Source organism: Flavobacterium sp., assembly GCF_017985075.1.
In the GTDB taxonomy this organism is placed as follows: Bacteria; Bacteroidota; Bacteroidia; order Flavobacteriales; family Flavobacteriaceae; genus Flavobacterium.
This window is the reverse complement of sequence record NZ_JAGNYF010000002.1, coordinates 80920-104604: the sequence shown is the minus strand read 5'-3', so window position 1 is coordinate 104604 and position 23685 is coordinate 80920. Positions and strand designations below refer to the sequence as shown.

Annotated in this window: 20 protein-coding genes and 2 tRNA genes; 12 read left to right on the top strand and 10 right to left on the bottom strand. The window is 31.6% G+C overall.

Going from position 1 to position 23685, the window contains the following annotated elements; genetic code table 11:
- Nucleotides 1-97 precede the first annotated feature (97 nt).
- The 4 genes from folE to lgt all read left to right on the top strand — a co-directional run bounded on the left by folE (nt 98) and on the right by lgt (nt 3745).
- Nucleotides 98-769: a GTP cyclohydrolase I FolE gene (gene folE / locus KA468_RS01185; RefSeq protein WP_291241131.1), complete on the top strand. Its 672-nt coding sequence runs from the start codon at nt 98-100 to the stop codon at nt 767-769.
- 129 nt (nt 770-898) lie between these two features.
- Complete coding sequence (cysS, locus tag KA468_RS01180; protein ID WP_291241124.1) at nt 899-2377, top strand: cysteine--tRNA ligase; 1479 nt, start codon at nt 899-901, stop codon at nt 2375-2377.
- Nucleotides 2378-2422: 45 nt separating this feature from the next.
- Nucleotides 2423-2644, top strand: a complete 222-nt coding sequence (gene yidD, locus KA468_RS01175; protein WP_291241123.1) for a membrane protein insertion efficiency factor YidD — start codon at nt 2423-2425, stop codon at nt 2642-2644.
- Nucleotides 2645-2788: 144 nt separating this feature from the next.
- Nucleotides 2789-3745, top strand: a complete 957-nt coding sequence (gene lgt, locus KA468_RS01170; protein ID WP_291241122.1) for a prolipoprotein diacylglyceryl transferase — start codon at nt 2789-2791, stop codon at nt 3743-3745.
- Between the two features lie 64 nt (nt 3746-3809).
- Here the strand turns inward: lgt and KA468_RS01165 are convergent, their stop codons facing one another.
- From KA468_RS01165 to proS, 6 genes are all read right to left on the bottom strand, one after another.
- Nucleotides 3810-4247: a hypothetical protein gene (locus KA468_RS01165; protein WP_291241121.1), complete on the bottom strand. Its 438-nt coding sequence runs from the start codon at nt 4245-4247 to the stop codon at nt 3810-3812.
- 137 nt (nt 4248-4384) lie between these two features.
- Nucleotides 4385-6181, bottom strand: coding sequence for a translational GTPase TypA (gene typA, locus KA468_RS01160; protein ID WP_291241120.1), 1797 nt, complete (start codon nt 6179-6181; stop codon nt 4385-4387).
- Nucleotides 6182-6427: 246 nt separating this feature from the next.
- Nucleotides 6428-6679 (bottom strand): 30S ribosomal protein S20, encoded by a 252-nt coding sequence (gene rpsT / locus KA468_RS01155; RefSeq protein ID WP_291241119.1) that lies wholly within the window; start codon nt 6677-6679, stop codon nt 6428-6430.
- A 162-nt stretch (nt 6680-6841) separates the two neighbouring features.
- Nucleotides 6842-6913 (bottom strand) — tRNA-Glu (locus KA468_RS01150).
- A gap of 33 nt (nt 6914-6946) precedes the next feature.
- Nucleotides 6947-7018, bottom strand: a tRNA-Glu gene (locus tag KA468_RS01145).
- A gap of 179 nt (nt 7019-7197) precedes the next feature.
- Complete coding sequence (gene proS, locus KA468_RS01140; protein WP_291241118.1) at nt 7198-8676, bottom strand: proline--tRNA ligase; 1479 nt, start codon at nt 8674-8676, stop codon at nt 7198-7200.
- A gap of 96 nt (nt 8677-8772) precedes the next feature.
- Between proS and KA468_RS01135 the strand changes: the two genes are divergently transcribed.
- The 4 genes from KA468_RS01135 (at nt 8773) to KA468_RS01120 (ending at nt 14278) form a co-directional block, all read left to right on the top strand.
- Entirely contained in the window at nt 8773-9831 is a 1059-nt protein-coding gene (locus KA468_RS01135; protein ID WP_291241117.1) for a hypothetical protein, read from the top strand.
- Nucleotides 9832-9842: 11 nt separating this feature from the next.
- The gene (locus KA468_RS01130; RefSeq protein WP_291241116.1) at nt 9843-11417 is read left to right on the top strand and encodes a transporter; all 1575 of its coding nucleotides are present in this window, start codon (nt 9843-9845) and stop codon (nt 11415-11417) included.
- A gap of 90 nt (nt 11418-11507) precedes the next feature.
- Nucleotides 11508-12821 (top strand): 30S ribosomal protein S12 methylthiotransferase RimO, encoded by a 1314-nt coding sequence (rimO, locus tag KA468_RS01125; protein ID WP_291241115.1) that lies wholly within the window; start codon nt 11508-11510, stop codon nt 12819-12821.
- 47 nt (nt 12822-12868) lie between these two features.
- A complete protein-coding gene (locus tag KA468_RS01120; protein WP_291241114.1) occupies nt 12869-14278 on the top strand; it encodes a DUF4932 domain-containing protein in 1410 nt (469 codons plus the stop codon).
- 112 nt (nt 14279-14390) lie between these two features.
- On the opposite strand, the gene KA468_RS01115 is transcribed toward KA468_RS01120, so the two are convergent.
- The gene (locus KA468_RS01115; RefSeq protein ID WP_291241113.1) at nt 14391-14792 is read right to left on the bottom strand and encodes an excinuclease ABC subunit B; all 402 of its coding nucleotides are present in this window, start codon (nt 14790-14792) and stop codon (nt 14391-14393) included.
- A 40-nt stretch (nt 14793-14832) separates the two neighbouring features.
- Between KA468_RS01115 and KA468_RS01110 the strand changes: the two genes are divergently transcribed.
- The 3 genes from KA468_RS01110 to KA468_RS01100 all read left to right on the top strand — a co-directional run bounded on the left by KA468_RS01110 (nt 14833) and on the right by KA468_RS01100 (nt 17109).
- On the top strand, nt 14833-15627 hold the full coding sequence (locus KA468_RS01110) for an alpha/beta hydrolase-fold protein (RefSeq protein ID WP_291241112.1): 795 nt from the start codon (nt 14833-14835) through the stop codon (nt 15625-15627).
- Nucleotides 15628-15693: 66 nt separating this feature from the next.
- Nucleotides 15694-16194 carry a DUF1456 family protein gene (locus tag KA468_RS01105; RefSeq protein WP_291241111.1) on the top strand — a complete coding sequence of 167 codons (501 nt, stop codon included), beginning with the start codon at nt 15694-15696 and terminating at the stop codon, nt 16192-16194.
- A gap of 66 nt (nt 16195-16260) precedes the next feature.
- Nucleotides 16261-17109 carry a tetratricopeptide repeat protein gene (locus KA468_RS01100; RefSeq protein WP_291241110.1) on the top strand — a complete coding sequence of 283 codons (849 nt, stop codon included), beginning with the start codon at nt 16261-16263 and terminating at the stop codon, nt 17107-17109.
- 9 nt (nt 17110-17118) lie between these two features.
- On the opposite strand, the gene menD is transcribed toward KA468_RS01100, so the two are convergent.
- Nucleotides 17119-18780: a 2-succinyl-5-enolpyruvyl-6-hydroxy-3-cyclohexene-1-carboxylic-acid synthase gene (menD, locus tag KA468_RS01095; RefSeq protein WP_291241109.1), complete on the bottom strand. Its 1662-nt coding sequence runs from the start codon at nt 18778-18780 to the stop codon at nt 17119-17121.
- A 329-nt stretch (nt 18781-19109) separates the two neighbouring features.
- On the opposite strand from menD, the gene KA468_RS01090 reads away from it, so the two are divergent.
- Nucleotides 19110-19604 (top strand): GNAT family N-acetyltransferase, encoded by a 495-nt coding sequence (locus tag KA468_RS01090; RefSeq protein ID WP_291241108.1) that lies wholly within the window; start codon nt 19110-19112, stop codon nt 19602-19604.
- 52 nt (nt 19605-19656) lie between these two features.
- On the opposite strand, the gene KA468_RS01085 is transcribed toward KA468_RS01090, so the two are convergent.
- Entirely contained in the window at nt 19657-20292 is a 636-nt protein-coding gene (locus KA468_RS01085; protein ID WP_291241107.1) for a glutathione peroxidase, read from the bottom strand.
- A gap of 126 nt (nt 20293-20418) precedes the next feature.
- Entirely contained in the window at nt 20419-23616 is a 3198-nt protein-coding gene (ccsA, locus tag KA468_RS01080; RefSeq protein WP_291241106.1) for a cytochrome c biogenesis protein CcsA, read from the bottom strand.
- Nucleotides 23617-23685 lie beyond the last annotated feature (69 nt).

Here is a 23685-nt window from a genome sequence, read left to right as displayed (position 1 = left end):
AAAAAACTATATTTTTTCAAAAATTACTTTAAAAAATTATAAAACTAATTTATTTATAAATGCATATATTTGCAGTTAGATACAAATAATAGGTATGATGATTAACAACGAAGAACATAACGATGAAATTGGCAACAATCATATTGCTACAAATACACAAAACCCCATAAGAACTGATGCTTTTGAAATTTCTGACGAAGAAAAAATCACAAGAATCAAAAAAGATGTAGAGAGTATTCTTTTAACTTTAGGAATGGACTTAACAGACGATAGTTTAAAAGGAACACCAAACCGAGTTGCTAAAATGTTTGTAAAAGAAATATTTGGCGGCTTACATCCAGATAAAAAACCTAGTGCTTCTACATTTGAAAACAAATACAAATATGGTGAAATGCTTGTTGAAAAAAACATTGTAGTATATTCTACTTGTGAACATCATTTATTACCTATTTATGGTAGAGCGCATATTGCTTACATTTCAAACGGAACAGTTGTTGGTTTATCAAAAATGAATCGAATTGTAGAATATTATGCAAAACGACCTCAAGTTCAGGAACGTTTAACGATTCAAATTGTAAAAGAATTACAAAGTGTTTTAAATACGGAAGATGTGGCTTGTGTTATTGATGCCAAACACATGTGTGTGAACTCAAGAGGTATTAAAGATATTGAAAGCAGCACCGTGACTTCTGAGTTTGGTGGGAAATTTAAAGAAGAAAAAGTAAAAAGAGAATTCTTAGACTATATTAAATTAGATACACGATTTTAATTAGCCCTGATTGCAGTGAAAATCCTTTTTTAAATGTTGACTGAGGTTCTCGAAGGGAACATTTAAAAAAGATTGTAACGGAAAGCAGGAATAGCTTCAAAAAAAAATAAAAAACATAAATTAAACAAAATGCCACTTTACGAAACCAATCCACTTCAAGTGTATAATTCTTTATCGGGAAAAAAAGAAAATTTTAAATCGATTCACGAAGGTCAAATTGGTATGTATGTTTGTGGACCAACCGTTTACAGCAATGTGCATTTAGGAAATGTAAGAACTTTTATGAGTTTTGACATGATTTATCGTTATTTATTACATTTAGGATACAAAGTAAGATATGTACGAAATATTACAGATGCCGGACATTTAACAGATGATGGCGATGTAAACAACGACAGATTTGTAAAACAATCGCGTTTAGAAAAATTAGAGCCTATGGAAATTGTACAGAAATATACTGTCGATTTTCATCACGTTTTAGAAACGTTTAATTTGCTACCTCCTACTATTGAACCGACAGCAACAGGTCATATTTTAGAACAAATTGAATTGACTCAAAAGTTAATTGAAACCGGTTTTGCTTATGAAAGCAATGGTTCTGTTTATTTTGATGTGTTAGAATATAACAAACGTGGTTTAAATTACGGCGAATTAAGCAATAGAAATATTGAAGAATTATTTGCCAATACCAGAGATTTAGACGGACAAACTGAAAAGAAAAACCCTCAAGATTTTGCACTTTGGAAAAATGCTTCTCCAGCTCATATTATGCGTTGGAACTCACCTTGGGGAGCTGGATTTCCTGGCTGGCACTTAGAGTGTACGGCTATGAGCACCAAATATTTAGGCGAAACTTTTGACATTCATGGTGGTGGTTTAGATTTAAAATTTCCACATCACGAATGTGAGGTCGCACAAGGTACTGCTTGTAACGGCGTAGCGCCAGTAAAGTATTGGATGCACGCCAATATGTTAACTATGAATGGTCTGCGTATGAGCAAAAGTACTGGAAATTATATTTTACCGATGGAGTTATTAGAAGGTAAAAACGATTTCTTCGAAAAAGAATTTAACCCAAGTGTGGTACGATTTTGTTTTATGCAAGCGCATTATCGAGGTGTTTTAGATATTTCAAATGAAGCAATGCTGGCTAGCGAAAAAGGGTATAATCGTTTGATGGAAGCCATAACGTTGTTATCTAAAATTGAAATTAACACTACTTCTTCAGTAGACATTGCATCTTGGAAAAAAGCGTGTTACGATGCGATGAATGACGATTTTAATACCACTATTTTAATGGCTCAATTATTTGAAGCGGTTAAAATCATAAATCTATTAAACGACAAAAAAGAAACAATTTCTGAAACGGATTTAACAGAATTAAAAACCACATTAGAAAGTTTTGTTTTTGATGTTTTAGGATTAACAAATAAAAAAGCTGAAGGAAATAACAATAAATTAGGAAGTGTTATCGAAATGCTAATTGAAATGAGAATGGAAGCAAGAGCCAATAAAAATTGGGCTTTATCTGATGAAATTAGAGATAAATTAGCCGTTTTAGACATTCAGTTAAAAGACGGAAAAGAAGGAACGAGTTTTACGTTGTAATTTCGGATTTACGAATTGATATTTACGATTTACGAAATATAAATTATGAAGAAAATTTTAATTTTTCCATTTATAGTAATTATTCGGTTTTATCAAATTGTAATTTCGCCTTTAACGCCGGCAACTTGTAGGTTTGCCCCTACTTGTTCGAGTTACAGTAAAGAAGCATTAGAAAAGCACGGTATAATAAAAGGTAGTTGGTTAGCATTTAAAAGAATTACAAGTTGTCACCCATGGGGAAAAAGCGGTTACGATCCAGTTCCTTAAAAAAGTGACTTCGAGTGCCTCAGTAATCGTTGCTTGAGGCTCTTGAAAGCAACATAAATAAATATAAAAAATTAAATTTATAAAAAAGAAGATTCGAAAATCCTTTTAAACTTTTAAACCTATAAACATTTAAACTAAAAAATTATGATTTGGAATCCAACAGAAGGTATCGATTTAGGTTTTTTCATGATTCGTTTTTACAGCTTAACGTGGGTAACTGCTTTTGCTTTGGGCTGGTACATTATGAAATTTATTTTTGATAGAGAAAAATTATCTTTAGAAAAACTTGACAACGTTTTTGTATATACTATTGTTGCTACAATGCTTGGGGCACGTTTGGGGCATGTGTTTTTTTATGATTGGAAATACTATAAAAATCATTTAATTGAAATTTTATTACCCATAAGAGAAAACGTAAACGGAACACTATTAGGCTTTATTAATGGATACGAATTTACTGGTTTTAGTGGATTAGCGAGTCATGGTGCAGCAATTGTAATTATTATTGCTATGTTTTTCATAACAAGGAAAAAAATTATTGACAAATCGTTGTTATGGATTTTAGATAGAATTGTAATTCCTGTGGCTTCAGGAGCTGTTTTTATTCGTTTAGGAAACTTTATGAATTCTGAAATTTTCGGAAAAGAAACATCAAAAGACACTTTTATGGCTATGAAATTTGTAAAAGGTGAAGATAATTTGCCTCCGCAAGTAGCCTCGCAATTAACAAATATACCAGACGGAACACAGGCGTATAACGCGATTGCAAATGATATTCAGTTTAAAGGTATTTTGGACAAAATTCCATATAGATATCCAGCGCAATTGTTTGAAGCTATGCTATATGTGCCCGTATTTTTCATCTTATTTTATATGTATTGGAAAACAGATGCCAGAAACAAACCAGGTTTATTATTTGGAACGTTTTTAGTGTTACTTTGGTCGGTTCGTTTCTTTGTTGAATTTGTAAAAGATAGTCAAGGTGGCTTTGAAGAATATCCAATGTTCAACGCCTTATCAACTGGACAATGGCTAAGTATTCCGTTTATCATACTTGGATTTTATTTTATTTATGCTTCACAAAAGAAACCTATTATTTAATACAATTATACAGAAATAAAAAAAGGCAAACTCTAAATTAGATGTTTGCCTTTTTTATTTTGTTTTACCCTCTAAACTTCCATTCAAATTCGTCTTTATCATTGATGATGGCACCAATTTCAACCTCAACGACTTCATCATAATCTACATGAAAAAACAACCAATTGTCTTCGTTAAAATAAATATCAATACCTTCTTCTGAATCTTTTTCAAACTTAGTGATTTTGTTTAGCGCTAAATCGCCATTAACTAAATCCCATGCTTTATTAATTATGGTAGTTTCAAATAATTTAATTTCTGGATGTGTAGTTGTAATATAGCCCAATTTCATGTCTTCTTCTACATAAAACGTTAACTTCATACGTTCTTTGTTATACACATAAATCGTATTGTTTTCATCATCTGTAAACGTCTTATTTGGTTTTCCATATAACGCTTCTACATATTTTGGAGTCATACCAAACTCTAATCTATCAATTCCGTTTTTTAATTTAATTTCCATGGTTTTTCGTTTTATGCTAACAAAGTTAGGACTTTTAACAATGGATTGAACAAAATCTAACAAAATATTATTTTTGTAAATAAAAAAACCACGAAAATCAAATGAAATTCGTGGTTTAGTATTTATATGAAATCTAATTATATTTTAAAACGTTTTCTGTCCGTCTCAGTTAAATAAATTTTTCTTAAACGAATAGATTTTGGTGTACACTCTACATATTCATCTTTTTGAATGTATTCTAAAGCTTCTTCTAATGAGAAAATAACTGGAGGAATGATTCTTGCTTTTTCATCATTTCCAGATGAACGAACATTAGATTGTTTTTTCTCTTTTGTTACGTTTACACACATATCATCACCACGAGAGTTTTCACCAATAACTTGTCCCTCGTAAATTTCAGCATTTGGCTCAACAAAAAACTTACCTCTATCTTGTAATTTATCAATAGAATAAGGAATTGCTTTTCCTTTTTCCATAGAAATTAAAGATCCTTTGTTACGTCCAGAAATTTCTCCTTTGTACGGTTCGTATCCTATAAAACGGTGAGCCATAATAGCTTCACCTGCAGTTGCTGTAAGTAATTGGTTACGTAATCCAATAATTCCACGAGACGGAATATTGAATTTCACAATCATACGTTCCCCTTTAGTTTCCATGCTTAACATTTCACCTTTACGTAAAGTAACGAACTCAACAGCTCTTCCAGAAAGTGATTCCGGTAAATCAATTGTCAATTCCTCAATTGGTTCACATTTTTGACCATCAATTTCTTTAATGATTACTTGTGGTTGTCCAATTTGTACTTCGTAACCTTCTCTTCTCATAGTTTCAATTAAAACCGATAAGTGAAGTACACCACGACCAAAAACCATGAATTTATCAGCAGAATCCGTCTCAGCCATTCTCATCGCTAAGTTTTTCTCTAATTCTTTTTCTAAACGCTCTCTAATATGACGTGATGTAACAAATTTACCTTCTTTACCAAAGAATGGAGAGTCGTTAATAGTAAACAACATACTCATTGTTGGTTCGTCAATAGCAATTGAAGTTAACGCTTCAGGGTTTTCAAAATCAGCAATAGTATCACCAATTTCAAATCCTTCAACACCAATAATCGCACAAATATCTCCAGCAATTACACTTTCTACTTTCTTACGACCTAAACCTTCAAAAGTATGTAATTCTTTAATTTTTGATTTAATAATTTTTCCATCACGCTTCACTAAAGAAATATTCATTCCTTCTTTCAATTCACCTCTTTCTAATCTACCAATCGCGATACGACCAGTAAATGCCGAGAAGTCTAAAGATGTAATTAACATTTGAGGCGTTCCTTGTCCAACATTTGGAGCTGGTACATGCTCGATAACCATATCTAATAATGCTTCAACATTATCTGTTACATTTTCCCAATGGTCTGACATCCAATTATTTTTAGCTGAACCATAAACTGTTGGGAAATCTAATTGTGCTTCTGTAGCGCCTAATTCAAACATTAAGTCGAATACTTTTTCGTGAACTTCTTCTGGTGTACAGTTTTCTTTATCCACTTTATTAATAACTACGCAAGGTTTTAAACCTAAATCGATCGCTTTTTGTAATACGAAACGCGTTTGTGGCATAGGTCCTTCAAAAGCATCTACTAACAAACATACACCATCGGCCATGTTTAATACACGCTCTACTTCTCCACCAAAATCGGCGTGACCAGGTGTATCAATAATGTTAATTTTAGTTCCTTTATAAGAAACAGAGACGTTTTTAGAAGTAATTGTAATACCTCTTTCACGCTCTAAGTCGTTATTATCTAAGATTAAATCTCCAGTATTTTCGTTATCACGGAACAATTGACAGTGATACATAATTTTATCAACCAATGTAGTTTTACCGTGGTCAACGTGGGCAATAATTGCAATGTTTCTAATAGATGACATATATTCTTTTTTTGAAAGTGCAAAGGTACGTTTATTATCTTGATATTCAAACAACTATTTATTTAGTTTACATTTTAATAAATTTTGAAGTAAAATGTTTCATTTTCAATATAATAACCTCAACATATTATGTTATAATTTATAATTGCGTTGCCTTCGAGAACCTCAGGCAACAGATGGAAAAAGATAATAAACAAAAAAAGTCCTGATTTTCATCAGGACTTTTAAATTATCTTAAATTACTAATTATAATTTAGCAACTAATTTTGTTAACTTAGATTTTAAGTTTGACGCTTTATTAGCATGAATAATGTTTTTCTTAGCTAATTTGTCAATCATTGAAATAACAACAGGTAATTTCGCTGCAGCTTCTGCTTTTACAGTTGCTAAACGAATTGCTTTAATCGCATTACGTGTCGTTTTGTGTTGGTATTTGTTTAATACTCTTCTTTTCTCGTTGCTTCTAATTCTTTTTAAAGCTGACTTATGATTTGCCATTTTTTTATATTTTAAATGTAAATAACTATTTTATATATTAGTAGAAAAATAAGAAAAACCTCCCACAATTGATTTTAAATTCAATCACTTCAGTTTTAACTAACAAAACAAGTAAAGGAGACACCAAAACCCATTTCATAAAACCATTTCAAAACTAATTTGTAGTCCGTAGGGGAATCGAACCCCTCTTACCAGGATGAAAACCTGGCGTCCTAACCGATAGACGAACGGACCAGTAACTGATTTAATGTTTCAGTAAAAACAGTGTAGTCCGTAGGGGAATCGAACCCCTCTTACCAGGATGAAAACCTGGCGTCCTAACCGATAGACGAACGGACCATTACATTTCCGTAATGCGAGTGCAAAAATACAACTATTTTTTATTTGTGCAATACCTAATGTGAAAATTTTCAGTTTTTTTAAAAACCTTCGTTTAATGCTCTATTTATAAGACATTTATTAAAAATAGAAATTCCAAATCTAAAATTCCAAATCGTAAATCGTAAATCGTAAATCGCTTAATACGCTTTTGCGAATAAAACTCTTCCTTTTGATGGTGCTCCTGAGAAAATACAAACTCCATCTTCTTCTACTCTATCCAAAGGAATACATCTAATCGTTGCCTTGGTTTCCTCTTTTATTTTATCTTCAGTTGCAGCGGTTCCGTCCCAATGTGCAGAAACAAAACCTGTTTTATGTTCTAAAACATCTTTAAATTCAGCATACGAATTCACTTCTGTAGTATGTTCAGTACGATAATCTATAGCTTTATTAAATAAATCATTCTGAATTTGCTCTAATAAATCTTGAATATAGGTTACAATTCCATCAGCTGGTTTCACTTCTTTACTTAAAGTATCTCTTCGTGCCACTTCAAAAGTTCCGTTTTCTAAATCTTTCGGACCAATAGCTAAACGAACAGGCACACCTTTTAGTTCCCATTCTGCAAATTTAAATCCTGGTTTTTGAGTGGTTCTATTATCAAATTTTACAGAAATATTAAGTTTTTTGAATTGTGAAACTAAACCATTTGCTACTTCTGAAATACGTTCAAATTCTTCGTCGGTTCTAAAAATCGGTACAATAACAACCTGAATTGGCGCTACGTTTGGTGGCAATACTAATCCGTTATCATCTGAATGTGTCATCACCAAAGCACCCATTAAACGAGTAGAAACACCCCAAGACGTTCCCCAAACATACTCCTGCTTCCCTTCTTGATTGGTGAATTTTACATCAAATGCTTTGGCAAAATTTTGACCTAAAAAGTGCGAAGTACCAGCTTGTAATGCCTTTCCATCTTGCATTAGAGCCTCTATACAATACGTTTCATCTGCTCCAGCAAAACGTTCTGTTTCTGTTTTTAATCCTTTCACAACTGGAATAGCCATAAAATTTTCAGCAAAATCAGCATAAACGTGCATCATTTTTTCTGATTCTTCTAATGCTTCTTCTTTTGTAGCGTGTGCGGTATGACCTTCTTGCCATAAAAATTCGGCAGTTCTCAAAAACAAACGCGTTCTCATTTCCCAACGCACAACATTTGCCCATTGGTTAATTAATAAAGGTAAATCTCTATAAGATTGCACCCATCCTTTATAAGTACTCCATATAATAGCTTCAGATGTTGGTCGAACAATTAGCTCTTCTTCTAACTTCGCATTTGGATCCACCATTAATTTACCTGGTTTGTCTGGATCGTTTTTTAATCTATAATGAGTAACAATAGCACATTCTTTTGCAAAGCCTTCTGCGTTTTTTTCTTCCGCTTCAAACATACTTTTTGGCACAAATAATGGAAAATATGCATTACTATGACCGGTTTCTTTAAACATTTTATCTAATTCAGCTTGCATTTTTTCCCAAATTGCATAACCGTATGGTTTAATTACCATACAACCTCTTACCCCTGAATTCTCAGCTAAATCAGCCTTTACGACCAATTCGTTATACCATGCAGAATAATCTTCGCTTCTAGTTGTTAAATTTTTACTCATTTTTTTAATATTGGCACAAAATTTGTTTAATTTGTATTACTTTAGTGGTACAAAACTACTTAATTTTGTAAAGACCAACAATAAAAATTAATATATATGAAAACAAATCGCATTTTTCAGCTAAAAACACTTAGATTTTTAAGTCTAATTGTAGGTACACTTACAGTAGTGAGTTGTGGTTCGTACCAAAATTCATCTTATTATGATGATGATGGCGTGTATGGTCCTGATAATTCAGAAAAAGCAAAACGAGTTGTACAAAATGAAACAAGTTCAAGCTCGAACAACAATATGTATACCCAACAATTTAAAAGTATGAAAGAAGAGTTTGGGCCTACAGAAGTATTAACAGATGTAGACAACTATTCATCAGCACCCGACACGGTATATGTTCAAGAAAATAGGACTAGTTATGGAGGTTGGGGTGAAAACCAGACTAGCAATATCACTTTAAACGTATATGGAAATTCGAGATGGTATGGAAATGGATGGGGATACAATAATTGGTATGGCAATAACTGGTGGTATGGAAACGGCTGGGGTTGGAATAATTTTTATGGAAATGGCTGGTATGGAAATGGCTGGGGTTACAACAACTGGTATGGTGGCTATTACGGACCTTATTGGGGTAACGGATTTTATGGTGGCTACTACGGAGGTTATTACGGAAATGGCTGGTACAACAGTTATTATGGAAATGGTTGGTATGGTGGCGGCAGAAATGTAGTGCACAATAACGGACCTCGTGGTGGCTATGTAAATAATAATGGTAATTCAGGAAGAATTGCTTCTGGAAGAGTAGGAAATACTATTGGAAGTCCAAGAACTCAAATTGGGCAACCTAGAGGAAATGCAATAGGTACGCCTAGAACACAAGTATCAGAGCCAAGAACTTTTAACCCAAGAGGAAACACAAACACTGGTACACCAAGAGCACCAATTTCTGATCCAAGAACATATAACCCAAGAGGAAACACAAATACTGGAACTCCGAGAACACAAACCTCAGAACCAAGAACTTACACACCAAGAAATGAAACTCCAAGAAGTGAAGCACCTAGAACCATATCAACACCAAGAAGTTCAGGTGGATTTGGTGGAGGTGGCTCTACTGGAGGTGGAAGATCTGGCGGCGGCGGTCGTGGTGGAAGATAAAAAACAAATACATGAAACCTGTTAAAAAAACACAAGCAGGTTTCTTAAAAAAATATAATTTTACATTTATGAAAAAAATACTGTTTTCTTTATTAATTGGAAGTGCTTTTACAGTTAGCGCACAAGAAACCACTATGTCGGATGCGTTACGTTATGGCATACAAAATTTAAATGGAACTGCCAGATACAGAGCAATGGGTGGTGCATTTGGTGCTATTGGAGGTGATTTGTCAGCTATAAATAATAATCCGGCTGGATCTTCAATTTTCAATTACAATCAAGCTACCATATCATTGTCTAGCTTTAACAAAAGTAATACAGCTAGCTATTTTGGGACAAATAGTAAAACAAATGAAAATTCTTTAGACATCAATCAATTGGGTGCAGTATTTGTTTTTAATGACAGTCAATCAAAAAGTGGTTGGAAAAAATTCGCTTTAGGTTTAAATTATGAAAATGCCAATAATTTTGATGATTTTATTGTGAGTGAAGGGACAAATCTGTACAATTCGATGGACAGTTATTTCTTGCGTTTTGCGAATGGTAATAATGGTGTTGGAAATTTAGGTGGTACATATTATGATGAATTAAATTTTATTGAACAACAAGCTTGGTTAGGATATAATTCTTACATGTTAGATTATGATTCGGCTGGTGATAATTACTACACCAATGTACCAACAGGAGGAAATTATTTTCATAAAAATACCATTCAAGCCAAAGGATATAATGGAAAATTCACCATGAACTTTTCCGGCGCCTATGAAGATAGATTATATGTAGGTATGAATATGAATTTTCATTTTACAGATTATTTAAGAACTTCTTCATTGTATGAAAGTAATTTGAATGCTTTTTATGATGAATATTATAGCATTGATACGGCACGTTTTAACAACGAATTATATACGTATGGTTCTGGTTTCTCTATGAATTTTGGAGCAATTTATAAAGCAAATCAAAATATTCGTATAGGATTGGCTTACGAAACACCAACTTGGTATCGCTTAAATGATGAATTAACCCAAACTGTATCATCATATTACAACTACACTAATCCTACTACACTTGTTTCAACGATGGATCAAGCATTTGCAAATCCAAATGCAGTAAACGTGTATCCAACTTATAAAATTCAAACGCCTAGCAAATTAACTAGTAGTGCAACTGTTTTATTTGGTAAAAAAGGGTTATTAAGTGTGGATTACATCAGTAAAAACTATGCTAATACTCAATTTAAACCTACTAAAGAAATTATTTATAGTACTTTAAACACGCAAATTAAAAACGAATTACAAGACAATTACGAACTACGAATTGGTGGTGAATACAAAATAAAACAATGGAGCGTTAGAGGTGGGTATCGATTTGAACAAAGTCCTTACAAAGTAAAAACCGCTTTTGGTGATGTAACAAGTTATTCTAGTGGTTTAGGATATAATTTCGGAAATTCTAAATTAGATATTTCGTATACTAACGAAAATCGTGAAAGAACAGAAGCTTTATTAACTTCTGGCTTGAATGATACGGCAAGAATTAAAAATAAAAACAATAATGTCACTTTAACGTATGTGGTAAATTTTTAAATCACACACAAATATTTCATAAATGTCGCTTTACTTCAAGTTTAGCGACATTTTTTTATTAATTTTGCACCCTGAAACAAAACAAATACTATGAGAACCAAGTCTTTAAAGAAAAATAAAATCAACGTCATTACCTTAGGTTGTTCTAAAAACGTATATGATAGTGAAGTTTTAATGGGACAACTTCGTGCCAACGGAAAAGAAGTAACACACGAAGCCACAAAAGACGAAGGGAATATTATAGTAATTAATACGTGTGGTTTTATTGATAATGCGAAAGAAGAATCGGTAAATACGATTTTAGAATATGCCGAAAAGAAAGAACAAGGTTTAGTAGACAAAGTTTTTGTTACAGGCTGTTTATCTGAACGTTACAGACCCGATTTAGAAAAAGAAATCCCAAACATAGACCAGTTTTTTGGAACTACTGAATTACCTTTATTATTAAAAGCATTAGGTGCTGATTATAAACATGAATTAATTGGAGAACGTTTAACCACAACGCCTAAAAATTACGCCTATTTAAAAATTGCTGAAGGTTGCGATAGACCTTGTAGTTTTTGTGCGATTCCTTTAATGAGAGGAAAACACAAGTCTACTCCTATTGAACATTTGGTGATTGAAGCGGAGAAATTAGCAAAAAATGGGGTTAAAGAATTAATTTTAATTGCACAAGATTTAACCTATTACGGTTTAGATTTATACAAAAAAAGAAATTTAGCTGAACTTTTAGAAGCCTTAGTTAAAGTGGAAGGAATTGAATGGATTCGATTACATTACGCCTTCCCTACTGGTTTTCCAATGGACGTTTTAGAATTAATGAAACGCGAACCAAAAATTTGTAATTATCTAGATATTCCGCTACAACACATTTCAGATAGCATTTTAAAATCGATGCGACGCGGAACGACTCAAGAAAAAACAACGAATTTAATTCAAGAATTTAGAGCGTTAGTTCCAGAAATGACCATTAGAACGACTTTAATTGTGGGTTATCCTGGCGAAACTGAAGAAGATTTCAACATTCTTAAAAATTGGGTTGAGGAAATGCGTTTCGAACGTTTGGGTTGCTTTACCTATTCTCACGAAGAAAACACGCACGCGTATTTATTAGAAGACGATGTACCTGAAGAAGTAAAACAAGACCGAGCAGCACAAATTATGGATATCCAAGCGCAAATTTCTTGGGAATTAAATCAAGAAAAAATTGGACAAACATTTAAATGTGTCATCGACAGAAAAGAAGGTGAACATTTTGTTGGAAGAACTGAATTTGACAGTCCTGATGTAGATAATGAAGTATTAATTGACGCTTCAAAATTCTATTTAAAAACAGGTGATTTCGTAAATTTAAAAATCATTGACGCTACAGAATTTGATTTGTATGCGGAGCCAGTACAATAATTTTTAAAATATTGAGTTATTATTAGAATTACTACTAAATAATTCAAATGAAAAAAATAAAATTATTATTGTTTTTATTTTCGATAAACTTTGTTTCAGGACAATATATAGAAGAAAAAATAGCTAAAACGTATTATTCTGAAACAGATACAATAAAGTTTAAATATTCTAATTACGCTGATACATTCTCTTTAGATATAAGTAAAAAAGACACACTAAGTCCGGGAACTAATATCGCTAAAGGAATTATACTTAAAGCATTTATTGGAAAAGATACACTAACAATAAATGGAGATAATTATCCATTTGCAAGAAAGAGTTATGTAACTATTCAGACACCGAAGAAAACAACCGTAGTTGCTTTTCGTTTTAATGCTTCAGCTGCTAATTTTTCCCAAGAATATATAAATGAAAATCAAGGGAAAATTTCATTTGATATACCTGAAGTTTATGAACTTGCCAATATCATTTGGGCATTATCACCAAGTGGGAAAGATGCAACAAATTTGCAGAAAGACACAGAATACTTTAAAGAAGTTGAAAAGCATTTTAAACCTTACCTAAATCACCCTATTTTTCAAAAATTAATATTCGAAAACAAAGATTATACTCAAAAGTATTTTGAATTTAGGGAGAATAGTTTTATGTATGAATTTAATAAAAATCAAATCGTAAAAGGAGCTAATTATAATTATGTTTTTGGAGATGACTGGGAAGCATTTTCAAATCTATTTACCGAATTACTACCTTTAATACAAAATTTTTCTGATGAATCTGATTTTAGAAAGTTTTATAGAAAACATAAAAATCATTATCAAAATGATATAAATAGAGTAACAGAATTGTTACCAATTAAAAATATGTGGAATTGGTTAGAAAAAGAATTTCCAATTAAACAAAACGCATATAAAATCATCTTTTCACCTTTAATTGGAGGTTCTCACAGTACTCAAAAATATTATGGTAAAGACATTAAAAATGATACCTATTTCAGCGAAAGTATAATGTTTATTTGCGACGCAAACCGAATTGATTCCAAAAAAGAATTAACATCAAAACAAAAAGAAGGGTTAATGTCGGGTATTGTTTTTACAGAAATTGACCATAATTATGTAAATCCAATTAGTAATAAATACAAAAAAGAAATTTCCGAAATTTTTAACTCAAAAATTTGGTCTGATGAAAAAAATGGTTGGTACAAAAATCCGCAATCCGTTTTTAATGAATATATGACACATTCTGTATTCTGCATTTGGATTTTAGAAAATTATGATAAAGAAACTTCAGATTATGTAATTAGCGAAAGGATAAAAATGAATTCGGAAAGGAGAGGATTCATAAAATTCAAAGAATTTAATGATGAAATGATGAAACTAAAAAAAGAAAATTCAACAAAAACAATTACAGAATTATATCCTCAAATTATTGAATGGTCAAAACAACAAAAATTAAATTAATGATAATAAGTATTAATTGATGCTACAGAATTTGATTTGTATGCAGAACCTGTATAAAAGTAAACTCTAAACCTTTTTACTTATACCTTTTGCCTTTTACCTTAAAGAAAACCTAATTCAATTGTTCGCTGAAAATAGCAATTAATGTATGTGCGTCAACGATATGATTTGGTGATTCTTCAATTAGTTTTAAAACGCGTTTCATAGCATAGGGATTTAGTCCCATATGAATGCCAATTTCATTAATTTTTATAATTTCTCTTTCGTGTAAAACATTATCACAACGCATTAGTAAAGCCAAACGATAAAACTGACAAATTCGGTTCATTTCGTCTTTTATTACTTTAACTTCACCTTTATTTTCGTATAATTTCAATAAAGTAGCTTTATCAATTTGCAATTCATAGGCTACAATTTCAATAAAATCATATTCTTTATCGTGTAATTCGCCGTCAATTAATGCAAACGAAATCATTTCTTGCAACAAACTAATTTTTTCTTGAGTAGTTTCCATCAAAATTATTACTTTTATACTATTCTTCAAATATAAAAAAATGCAACAATTTTTAAGACTATTTCTATTCTTTTTTTTGATTTCTATTACGAAAACAGAAGCACAAAAGCGATTTTCAACCTTTGAAATAGAGGCGCCACAACTTCAAACCAAAAAGAAAATTTGGGTGTATTTACCTCTAAATTACGAAAAATCCAATAAAAAATATCCCGTAATTTATATGCACGATGCCCAAAATTTATTTGATGCAAAGGCTTCATATGCTGGAGAATGGAACATTGACGAAACTTTAGATAGCTTAAAAGCCAAAGTCATTGTGATTGGTATAGAGCACGGAAATGAAAAACGTATAGACGAACTTACTCCGTATAAAAACGAAAAACGTGGTGGAGGAAATGCCAATGCCTACTTAGAATTTATTGTAAAAACAGTAAAGCCTCATATTGATTCAACCTACAGAACCAAAACAAACGCAAAAAACACGGGTATTTGGGGCAGTTCCCTTGGTGGATTGGTTTCTTTTTACGCGGCTTTGCAATATCCAGAGGTTTTTGGAAAAGTAGGTTGCTTCTCACCTGCTTTTTGGATTAACAAAAAAGAAATTTTTCAGAAAATGGAGGACACACCAAAATTTACTACCAAAATTTATTTGCTTTGTGGCGATAAAGAAGATAGCGGTGCAATGGTTTCTGATATGAAAGAAATGGAAACATTAATCAATTCAAAACGCTGTGAATGCAAAAAGCTAAATAAATCAGTAATTGTTAAAGAGGGTGAACATAACGAAAAATTATGGCGAAATGCGTTTGCAAAAGCGTATCTTTGGCTTTTCTGATAAAATTAATTTACGAATTACGAATTACGAATTACGAATTACGAATAACAAACAACAAACAATACAATGAATAACAACGATATCTTCAAAAAACTACGTGTGGCTTTACAATTACGTGACGACCAAATAGTTGAAATCTTAAATTTAGTCGATTTTAAAATGTCGAAAGGCGAATTAGGTGATATTTTCCGTGCGGAAGACCACGCTAATTTTATGGAGTGTGGCGATCAAGTTCTACGAAATTTCTTAAACGGATTAATTATTCATTTACGTGGTACGAAGGAAAATCCGAAAAACCCACGTGATGTAATTAAATCGCACAAAGATTACGAAACACAAACAGAACGAACAGATAAAACCATTTACGAACCGAAAAAACCTTATAATAAAACGGATAGTAAGACACAGTTTAAACCAAGAACTGGCGACAAAAAAGAGTTTAAACCAAAAACAGGTGAAAGTTCAGATAAAAAGCCTGCATTCGGGAAAAATAAATTTGGCAACGACAAAAAACCAGTCAAACAAAATCCGGTTGAAAAATTTAAATTTAAAGACGGAAAAAAATAAAAGCAAATCCTCAATAGTATTGAGGATTTTTTTTATATTTGATTTCAACATTAATATTTTCCCCAAATGAAACATCTATTTAGTTTATTATTCTTTGCTTTAGTTAGTTCGCTTCAGGCTCAAAACGTATTAAAATTTGATAAAACAAATGTTCAATGTGAAGATAAGTGGATAGCTTATCAAATGGATAAAGATAGCACATACATTTTTGGGTTTATTTATATAGATGCTCAGGCTGGCTTAACTTTCAATTATGAAGGTAGAATCAAAATAAATAATAATGGAAAATTCATTAGAATAGATAAAATTGAAAACACTACAAATATAAAATCCAGATTACAACCAAGTAGAGTTGCTATAGCAGAAATACCCGAATCTAAATTTACAGAATTAAAAATTGAGAAAACTCCAAAATGGTTAGCGATTTACAAATCGGATGAAAACTCAATAAGTAGACTTTATAAATGGGGATTTATGTATAATGGGTGGAATGAATGTGAAAAAGCATTAACTTATTTGGAAAAAGCAGACAAAATAGATCAGAACTATAATGGACTACAAACAGAATTAGCGTTTTCTTATAATGCTTTAAAAAAATATGAAAAAGCTGAAATCTGTTTATTAAAAGCTATTAAAATCAATCCAAATGATTGCTATACTTATAAAGAATTAGCGTATTCATACAATAGTCAAGGTAAAACTGATGACGTTATAAAAACATATTTTACTATGGTAAAAACGTGTAAAGAAGAGAATTACATCCAAGAAACTGCATTTAACCTTGCCGCAAAATATTATGAAGCAAAAGATAAAATTAATTTTAAGAAATGGAAAATTGAAGCTGAAAAATGGTCGAAAACTGAAAATCAGATTACCAAATATCTAAAGTTAATGGAAACTGAATTAAATAAATAAACTCTGTTATTACAACTTCTTAAAATAATCTAATAAAACAATATCATTTATTTTTTCTGGGGTAAAAATCTCTAAAATTGATGGTTTATTATCGTTCGAAATAAAAGAATTCCAAACAGAATGCAATTCAGTTTCGTTTTGAACTGAAGTATATTCAAATGAAAACATTTTTGCTAAATGTTCTGCTGTTAATTGATGAGACGTTTCGAAAAAAGTATTGAACGTTTCCGTTTCTTGATGCCCTGGTAAAATTCTAAATATTCCTCCTCCACTATTATTAATTAAAATAATTTTGAAATTTTTCGGAATATAATTGTTCCATAATGCATTGCTGTCGTACAGAAAACTTATATCGCCCGTAATTAAGATTGTAGGTTTTTTATTTGCAACAGAAGCTCCAATTGCCGTTGAAGTACTGCCATCAATTCCACTTGTACCACGATTACAAAACACCTCAATTGTTTTATTGCAATTTACCAATTGCAGATATCGAATTGGCGAACTATTACTCACTTGTAACTGAATATTCTCAGGTAAATGACGACTTAAAAAATCGAAAACTTTAAAATCTGAAAAGGAAATTTCAGACATATACTTTTCGTGTTTTACTAATCTGTCTTTCCAAATATTCAGAAAATAAGACTGATAACTTGATGACGTTTTTAACTCATCATTTAATAACTGTTTAAAAAAATCCGAAATAGACGTCTTGAAATGGTTCGATAAACAACCAAATGTATCATAAGCCCTAATTTCATCAATATGCCAATGTTGATTTGGCTGATAATTTCGCAACAACGATTTTATTCGTTTAGAAACTACCATACCACCAAAAGTTAGTAAAATATCGGGTTGAAAATTAAGCTTTTCTTCTTCAGAAAACGTTGAAACCAAGGTATCAATTCTGTTTATAAATGAAGGATGATGTAAATTTGATGTTTTCTCTAAAAGCACCAATACACTTTCGTCATTAGCTAAGGATTCAATATATTTTTGTTCGATAGCATTTGGTAACAACTCGCCTACTAAAATTAATTTCTTTTTAGCCGACTGCCATTCTGAAATGAATTTCGCATCTAAAGTAAACTCCGCATCTTCAATAGCAGAAGTAGTGACTTTTGGAACATAAGTTGGTGCTAAAAGTGTTTCATATAAAGGTTCCTCAAACGGAACATTTATGTGAGCTGGACCTTTTTGAGAAATAGCGGTTTCAATAGCAGAAACAATAAGATTATCGTTTTCCACAGAAGCATTTTCTGATAAATTGGCAGAAAAAACAATATGATTAGCAAAAACATTTTCTTGACGAATGGTTTGACCGTCACCAATATCAATTTTATTTTTTGGCCTGTCAGCCGAAACGATAAGCAAAGGAATTTGACTATAAAATGCTTCCGCAACTGCAGGATAATAATTTAAAACTGCCGAACCTGAAGTACAAACGACCGCAACAGGTTTTTGTAATTGTTGTGCCAAACCTAAAGCAAAAAAAGCAGCGCAACGTTCATCAGCAATGCTATAACACGTAAATCCTTCCTGATTGGTAAATCCCATAGTCAAAGGGGCATTTCTCGATCCCGGAGAAATTACAATATGCTGAATTTCTTTTTGACGAAAAATTTCAATAACTGCTTGCGCTAATGGTATTTTTGGATATAGGTTGGCTTTCAATTTTACTAGTTAAAAAATTAATAAACACATAGAAACATAAGTTTTTATGATGAAAAAGTCGCTTCGCTTAAAAATACGCAAAAAGAATGCTTCAAATCAAATTTATCATTATTTTGCCACGAATTCACTAATGTAAAAGGGATTAGATTTAATTCGAATTTTTCGTCAAAGACGAATAATACAAACTATGTCAACTATTTTTTAAATTCGTAAATTCGTGGCAATATAAATAAAACTATGTGCCTATATGTTTTTAAAATATTCTTAGTGACAAATTTACTAATAAATACACATTTTTTTATATTTTTATATCATAAATAAATACTAAAATGAACCCATCAATTCAAACGTATCAATCGGAAGATTGTCCAGCTATACTTGAAATTATTAACGATCAAATTTTAACTGGTACCGCTTTATACGATTATCAACCTCGAACTTTAGCGCAACAATTGGCTATTTTTGACGATAAATTACAAAAAGGGTTCCCAATTATTGTTGCAAAAGTTGCCGATGAAATTGTTGGATTTGGCTATTACAGTGAATTTCGATTTAGAGAAGCTTATAAATTTACAGTGGAACATTCGGTGTATGCCAAAAAAAGTTTTATTGGAAAAGGTATAGGAAAATTATTACTTTCTGAATTAATCGAATTGGCAAAAAAACAAAATCTACATACAATGATTGGCGTTATTGATTCGGAAAATGAAAGTAGTATTGCTTTTCACGAAAAATTTGGCTTTGAAAAAGCAGGTTTCATTAAAGAATCTGGTTTTAAATTTGACCGCTGGTTGCATTCGGTTTTTATGCAGAAAATGCTTTAGAATAAAAGTGTTCAGTTACTGCCAACTAAAAACTGAACACTGAATACTAAATTTATTTTCCTTCAATCCAATTGGTAATCGAAGTGTCATTTGGCAAAACTCTTGGCGACATAACCGCTGCTAAATGTCCTTTTTCATCAATTAAATATTTTTGAAAATTCCATTCTACTTCGCTGTCTTTTAACCCGTTTTTACTTTTTTGAGTTAAAAACTGATACAAAACGTGCATATCGCTACCTTTTACAGATATTTTTTCCATCATTGGAAAAGTTACGCCATAATTCTTTTTACAAAAGGCACCAATTTCTGCATTTGTACCTGGTTCTTGTGCCCCAAAATTGTTTGCAGGAAAACCTACAATTACAAAATTACTGTCTTTATAATTTTCATAAACTGCTTGTAATTGCTCATATTGAGGTGTTAATCCACATTCAGAAGCCGTATTTACAATTAAGATTTTTTTCCCTTTAAGAGTGGCAAAATCAAATTCGTTTCCTGATAAATCTTTTACTTTAAAAGTATAAATTGAACCTTGTTCCATTGTGCTTGTTTTTGGAGTTTCTACTGAAACATTTTCGTTTGTGTTTTCAACGAAATGTTCCCAGTTTTCTGATTTTTTTTCTTCCGATTTTGTATTACAAGCCAATAATATTAATACTGCGCCAGTAAACGTGTGAAATAGTTTCATAATCAATTTATTTAAAATCAAATATATGAAATGTTACAGAAAACAAAAGTTAATGTTGGGTTAAATAAAAAAACCTAACAGATATAAAAAGCTGTTAGGTCTTGTAAAATATGTGAAATCTATATTTTATTTTTTCTTATACAATTTCTTATACTGAATATATGCAATTGTAGAAATTACCAAAACAATAGCTAAAGCATATAAATAATACACTACACTTTGAGATTCTCCAGATGCATACGAATGCTTGCCACTTAAGTGAAAATTAACTCCAAAATACGTCATTAAAATACTTGCAAAAGCTAAAACTGACATAAAGTTATAGGCAAACAAACCTCGTAAAGCAGGAACAAAACGAGCGTGAATTACAAATGCATACACCATAATACTAATTAAAGCCCAAGTTTCTTTTGGATCCCAACCCCAATAGCGTCCCCAACTCTCGTTCGCCCATTGTCCACCAAGGAAATTACCAATAGTTAGCATCACTAAACCAACCGTTAAAGCCAATTCATTAATGTAGGTGATTTCTTTTATGCTAAGTTCCATTTTGGCTTTGTTGTTTTTGTTGGTAAAGATCATTAAAAACAAGGCTACCAATCCCAAAATCATACCCAATGTAAAGGGTCCGTAACTCGCCACAATAACCGCAACGTGAATCATTAACCAATACGAGTTTAAAACTGGTTGTAAATTTGCAATTGCAGGATCCATATAATTTAAATGCGCCACCCATAAGATAATTGCAGCAACAAATGTTGTAGCCGCAAGAGTTAACTCCGATTTTCTACCGAATGCTACACCAAAAAACATAGTAGCCCACCCAACATAAATCATACTTTCATAGGCATCAGACCAAGGTGCGTGTCCTGAAATATACCAACGTAAAATTAATCCTCCAAGATGGATGAGAAACAGCAAAATAATACTTCCGTGGAAAAATTTCACTACATAATTTATCCATTTCTTTTTGTTGAAAATTTGAACAATTACAAAAATGAACATTAATATTCCTACTAAAGCGTAATAGGTATATAATTTCTTAAAAATATCATATTTGTTATACTGAATTTCCGCTTCTAATTTATCCTCCGAAAGCATTACTTTTCCGCCAAATTTCTTTTGATAATCGGATAAGCCTTTTAATAAACTTTCAGCATTTTTATAGTCTTTAGACTGTGATGCTTTTGCCGCTTCGCTAAAATAAAAAGGAATAATATTTTTTACGACATCTAAATTGGTTTTCGTTGGATGTTGCAATTCTAAATACGAAGCCCATTTATTGTTGGCGTCATTTGGAAGTGGAAAAAATCGTAAAATTTGTCCACTAATTGCCGAATACAATAAATTTACTTTTTTATCAGCATCTAAGAAATCTTTTTGAAATTGGTTTGGAACCGCTTCTTTATACGCTTCATCAGTTTGTTTTTGCAATTTATAATTTCCGAAATCATCGAAAAAGCTAATTAATGGTGCGTATTTTGCTTTCTCATCTACACCAATAATTTTACGAATACTATCGTTTCCTCTTGTTAAATGCACAATCGGAATTTGGTACCAGAACTCAGGAAACTGATTCATTGAAATCAAAACCTGATCTGAAGTAAATCCTTCAAAGGTGTCGTTTTTAGAAACTTTTCTTAATAATTCAGACGAAAATGTGTTTACAGGTTTCATTCTTCCACTCACATCTTGAACCACAAGTCGCCCAAATTTTTCTGCGTGTTCGGCAGAAACCATATATTTTTTAATCTCTTTTAAAGATTCTGCAGCCGTTGGCATTTTTGGTTTTTGTGCTGAAGTTTCATTTTGATGTGGGTCGGTTCCGTGATTGTGTCCTTCGTGATTGTTATGATTATCTTGAGCAAAACCAAACAATCCAAAAAAGAATAAAATAGCTACTAATGTGGCTTTTTTAGCTCGAATTTTATCCAACTTCAGTTTCAAATCATTAAATCGGGTGTTTTTATCAAATAAAATAACCATCATAGCAAAGTACAATAAAAAATATCCGATGTAAGTAATCCAAGTTCCCCAGAAATCGTGATTTACAGAAAGAACGGTTCCTTTTTCATCCTCATCAAAGCTGGCTTGAAAGAAACGAAATTCTCTGTAATCTAAAATATGATTCATAAAAACGCTATCGGTAAATGTTTTCGATTTTTCTTTATCTTGAATTTCAATTTTACTTTTAAAAGCCGAATAACTTTTTTCGGTTCCAGGATATTTTTCGGCTACGAAATCATTCAATTTAATTGAAAAAGGTAAGGTATGCACTTTACTTCCATACATTAATGTAAAATCTAATTTTCCAATTTTAAAACTTTTTGGTTCGCCTTGTTTTCCTTTTGAACCCATTAGTGTAACAACTTCTTCTTTGTTTTGAGAAGTAACTTTAACAATAATGGCGTCGTCTGTTTTCTTGTCTGTATAATCGTTATTAGACGCTAAAACAACTTGCCCGTTTTGAGGTAATTCTGGAAACACAAACTGACTTCCTCCAGCGTTATACAAAGAGCGAAACATCAAAGAACTTGATTTATCTTTCGAAATTGTGCCTTGCATTTTATCTGCCATTCGCATAAAATTACCATCAAATGGCGTTTGAATGGTATAATCTTCTGCAGCTTTTGTAATATTAATGGCACCTTGCGTAAATTTATTGAAAGCAAAAAGCACGTTACTGATATTTTTCACTTCACCTTCACATAAAAAATGTTCTTTTCTACTTCCGCCACTGGCTTCTACTAATTTTATATATAATTTTTCTTTGGCATCGGGTTTAAATGTTTGAACAGCGTTCATGATAAATTCTTGCAATTCAATTTTATATGGAATATCTGAAAATTGATCTGAATATGAAAAAGAATTTGTGGTAGCTTGAGATAATAATAACTGCTTTTCAATTGTTTTACGTTTCATTTCACCTTGATATTCTCCATCTACAAAAGCAGTAAGATGTGGCATATCAGAATAAACCGTATTTGAAATCGCACCTTCGCGAATAGGCATTAAGCCTTCATAACTGATATATCGGGTTACAAAAGCACCCACAATTATAAAAATCCAAGACAAATGTAACAATAAGGTAGCCCATTTTTCTTTTTTATACAATTGGTAGCGTTTAATATTTCCGAAAAAATTGATTACAAAAAACACCATAATGGCCTCAAACCACCAAGCGTTATAAATCCAAATTCTGGCAGTTTCTGTGTTATAGGCGTCTTCAATAAATGTTCCTGCTGCCATTGCTGCTGCAAAACCAATAAACAAAAGTGCCATTAGGCGTGTAGAATATAGTGCGGAAAGTAATTTTTGTAACATAAAATGTAGTCTTTATATAAGTGGTGCAAATGTACAGAATAAGAAATAAAGTGTTACTATTTTAACAAA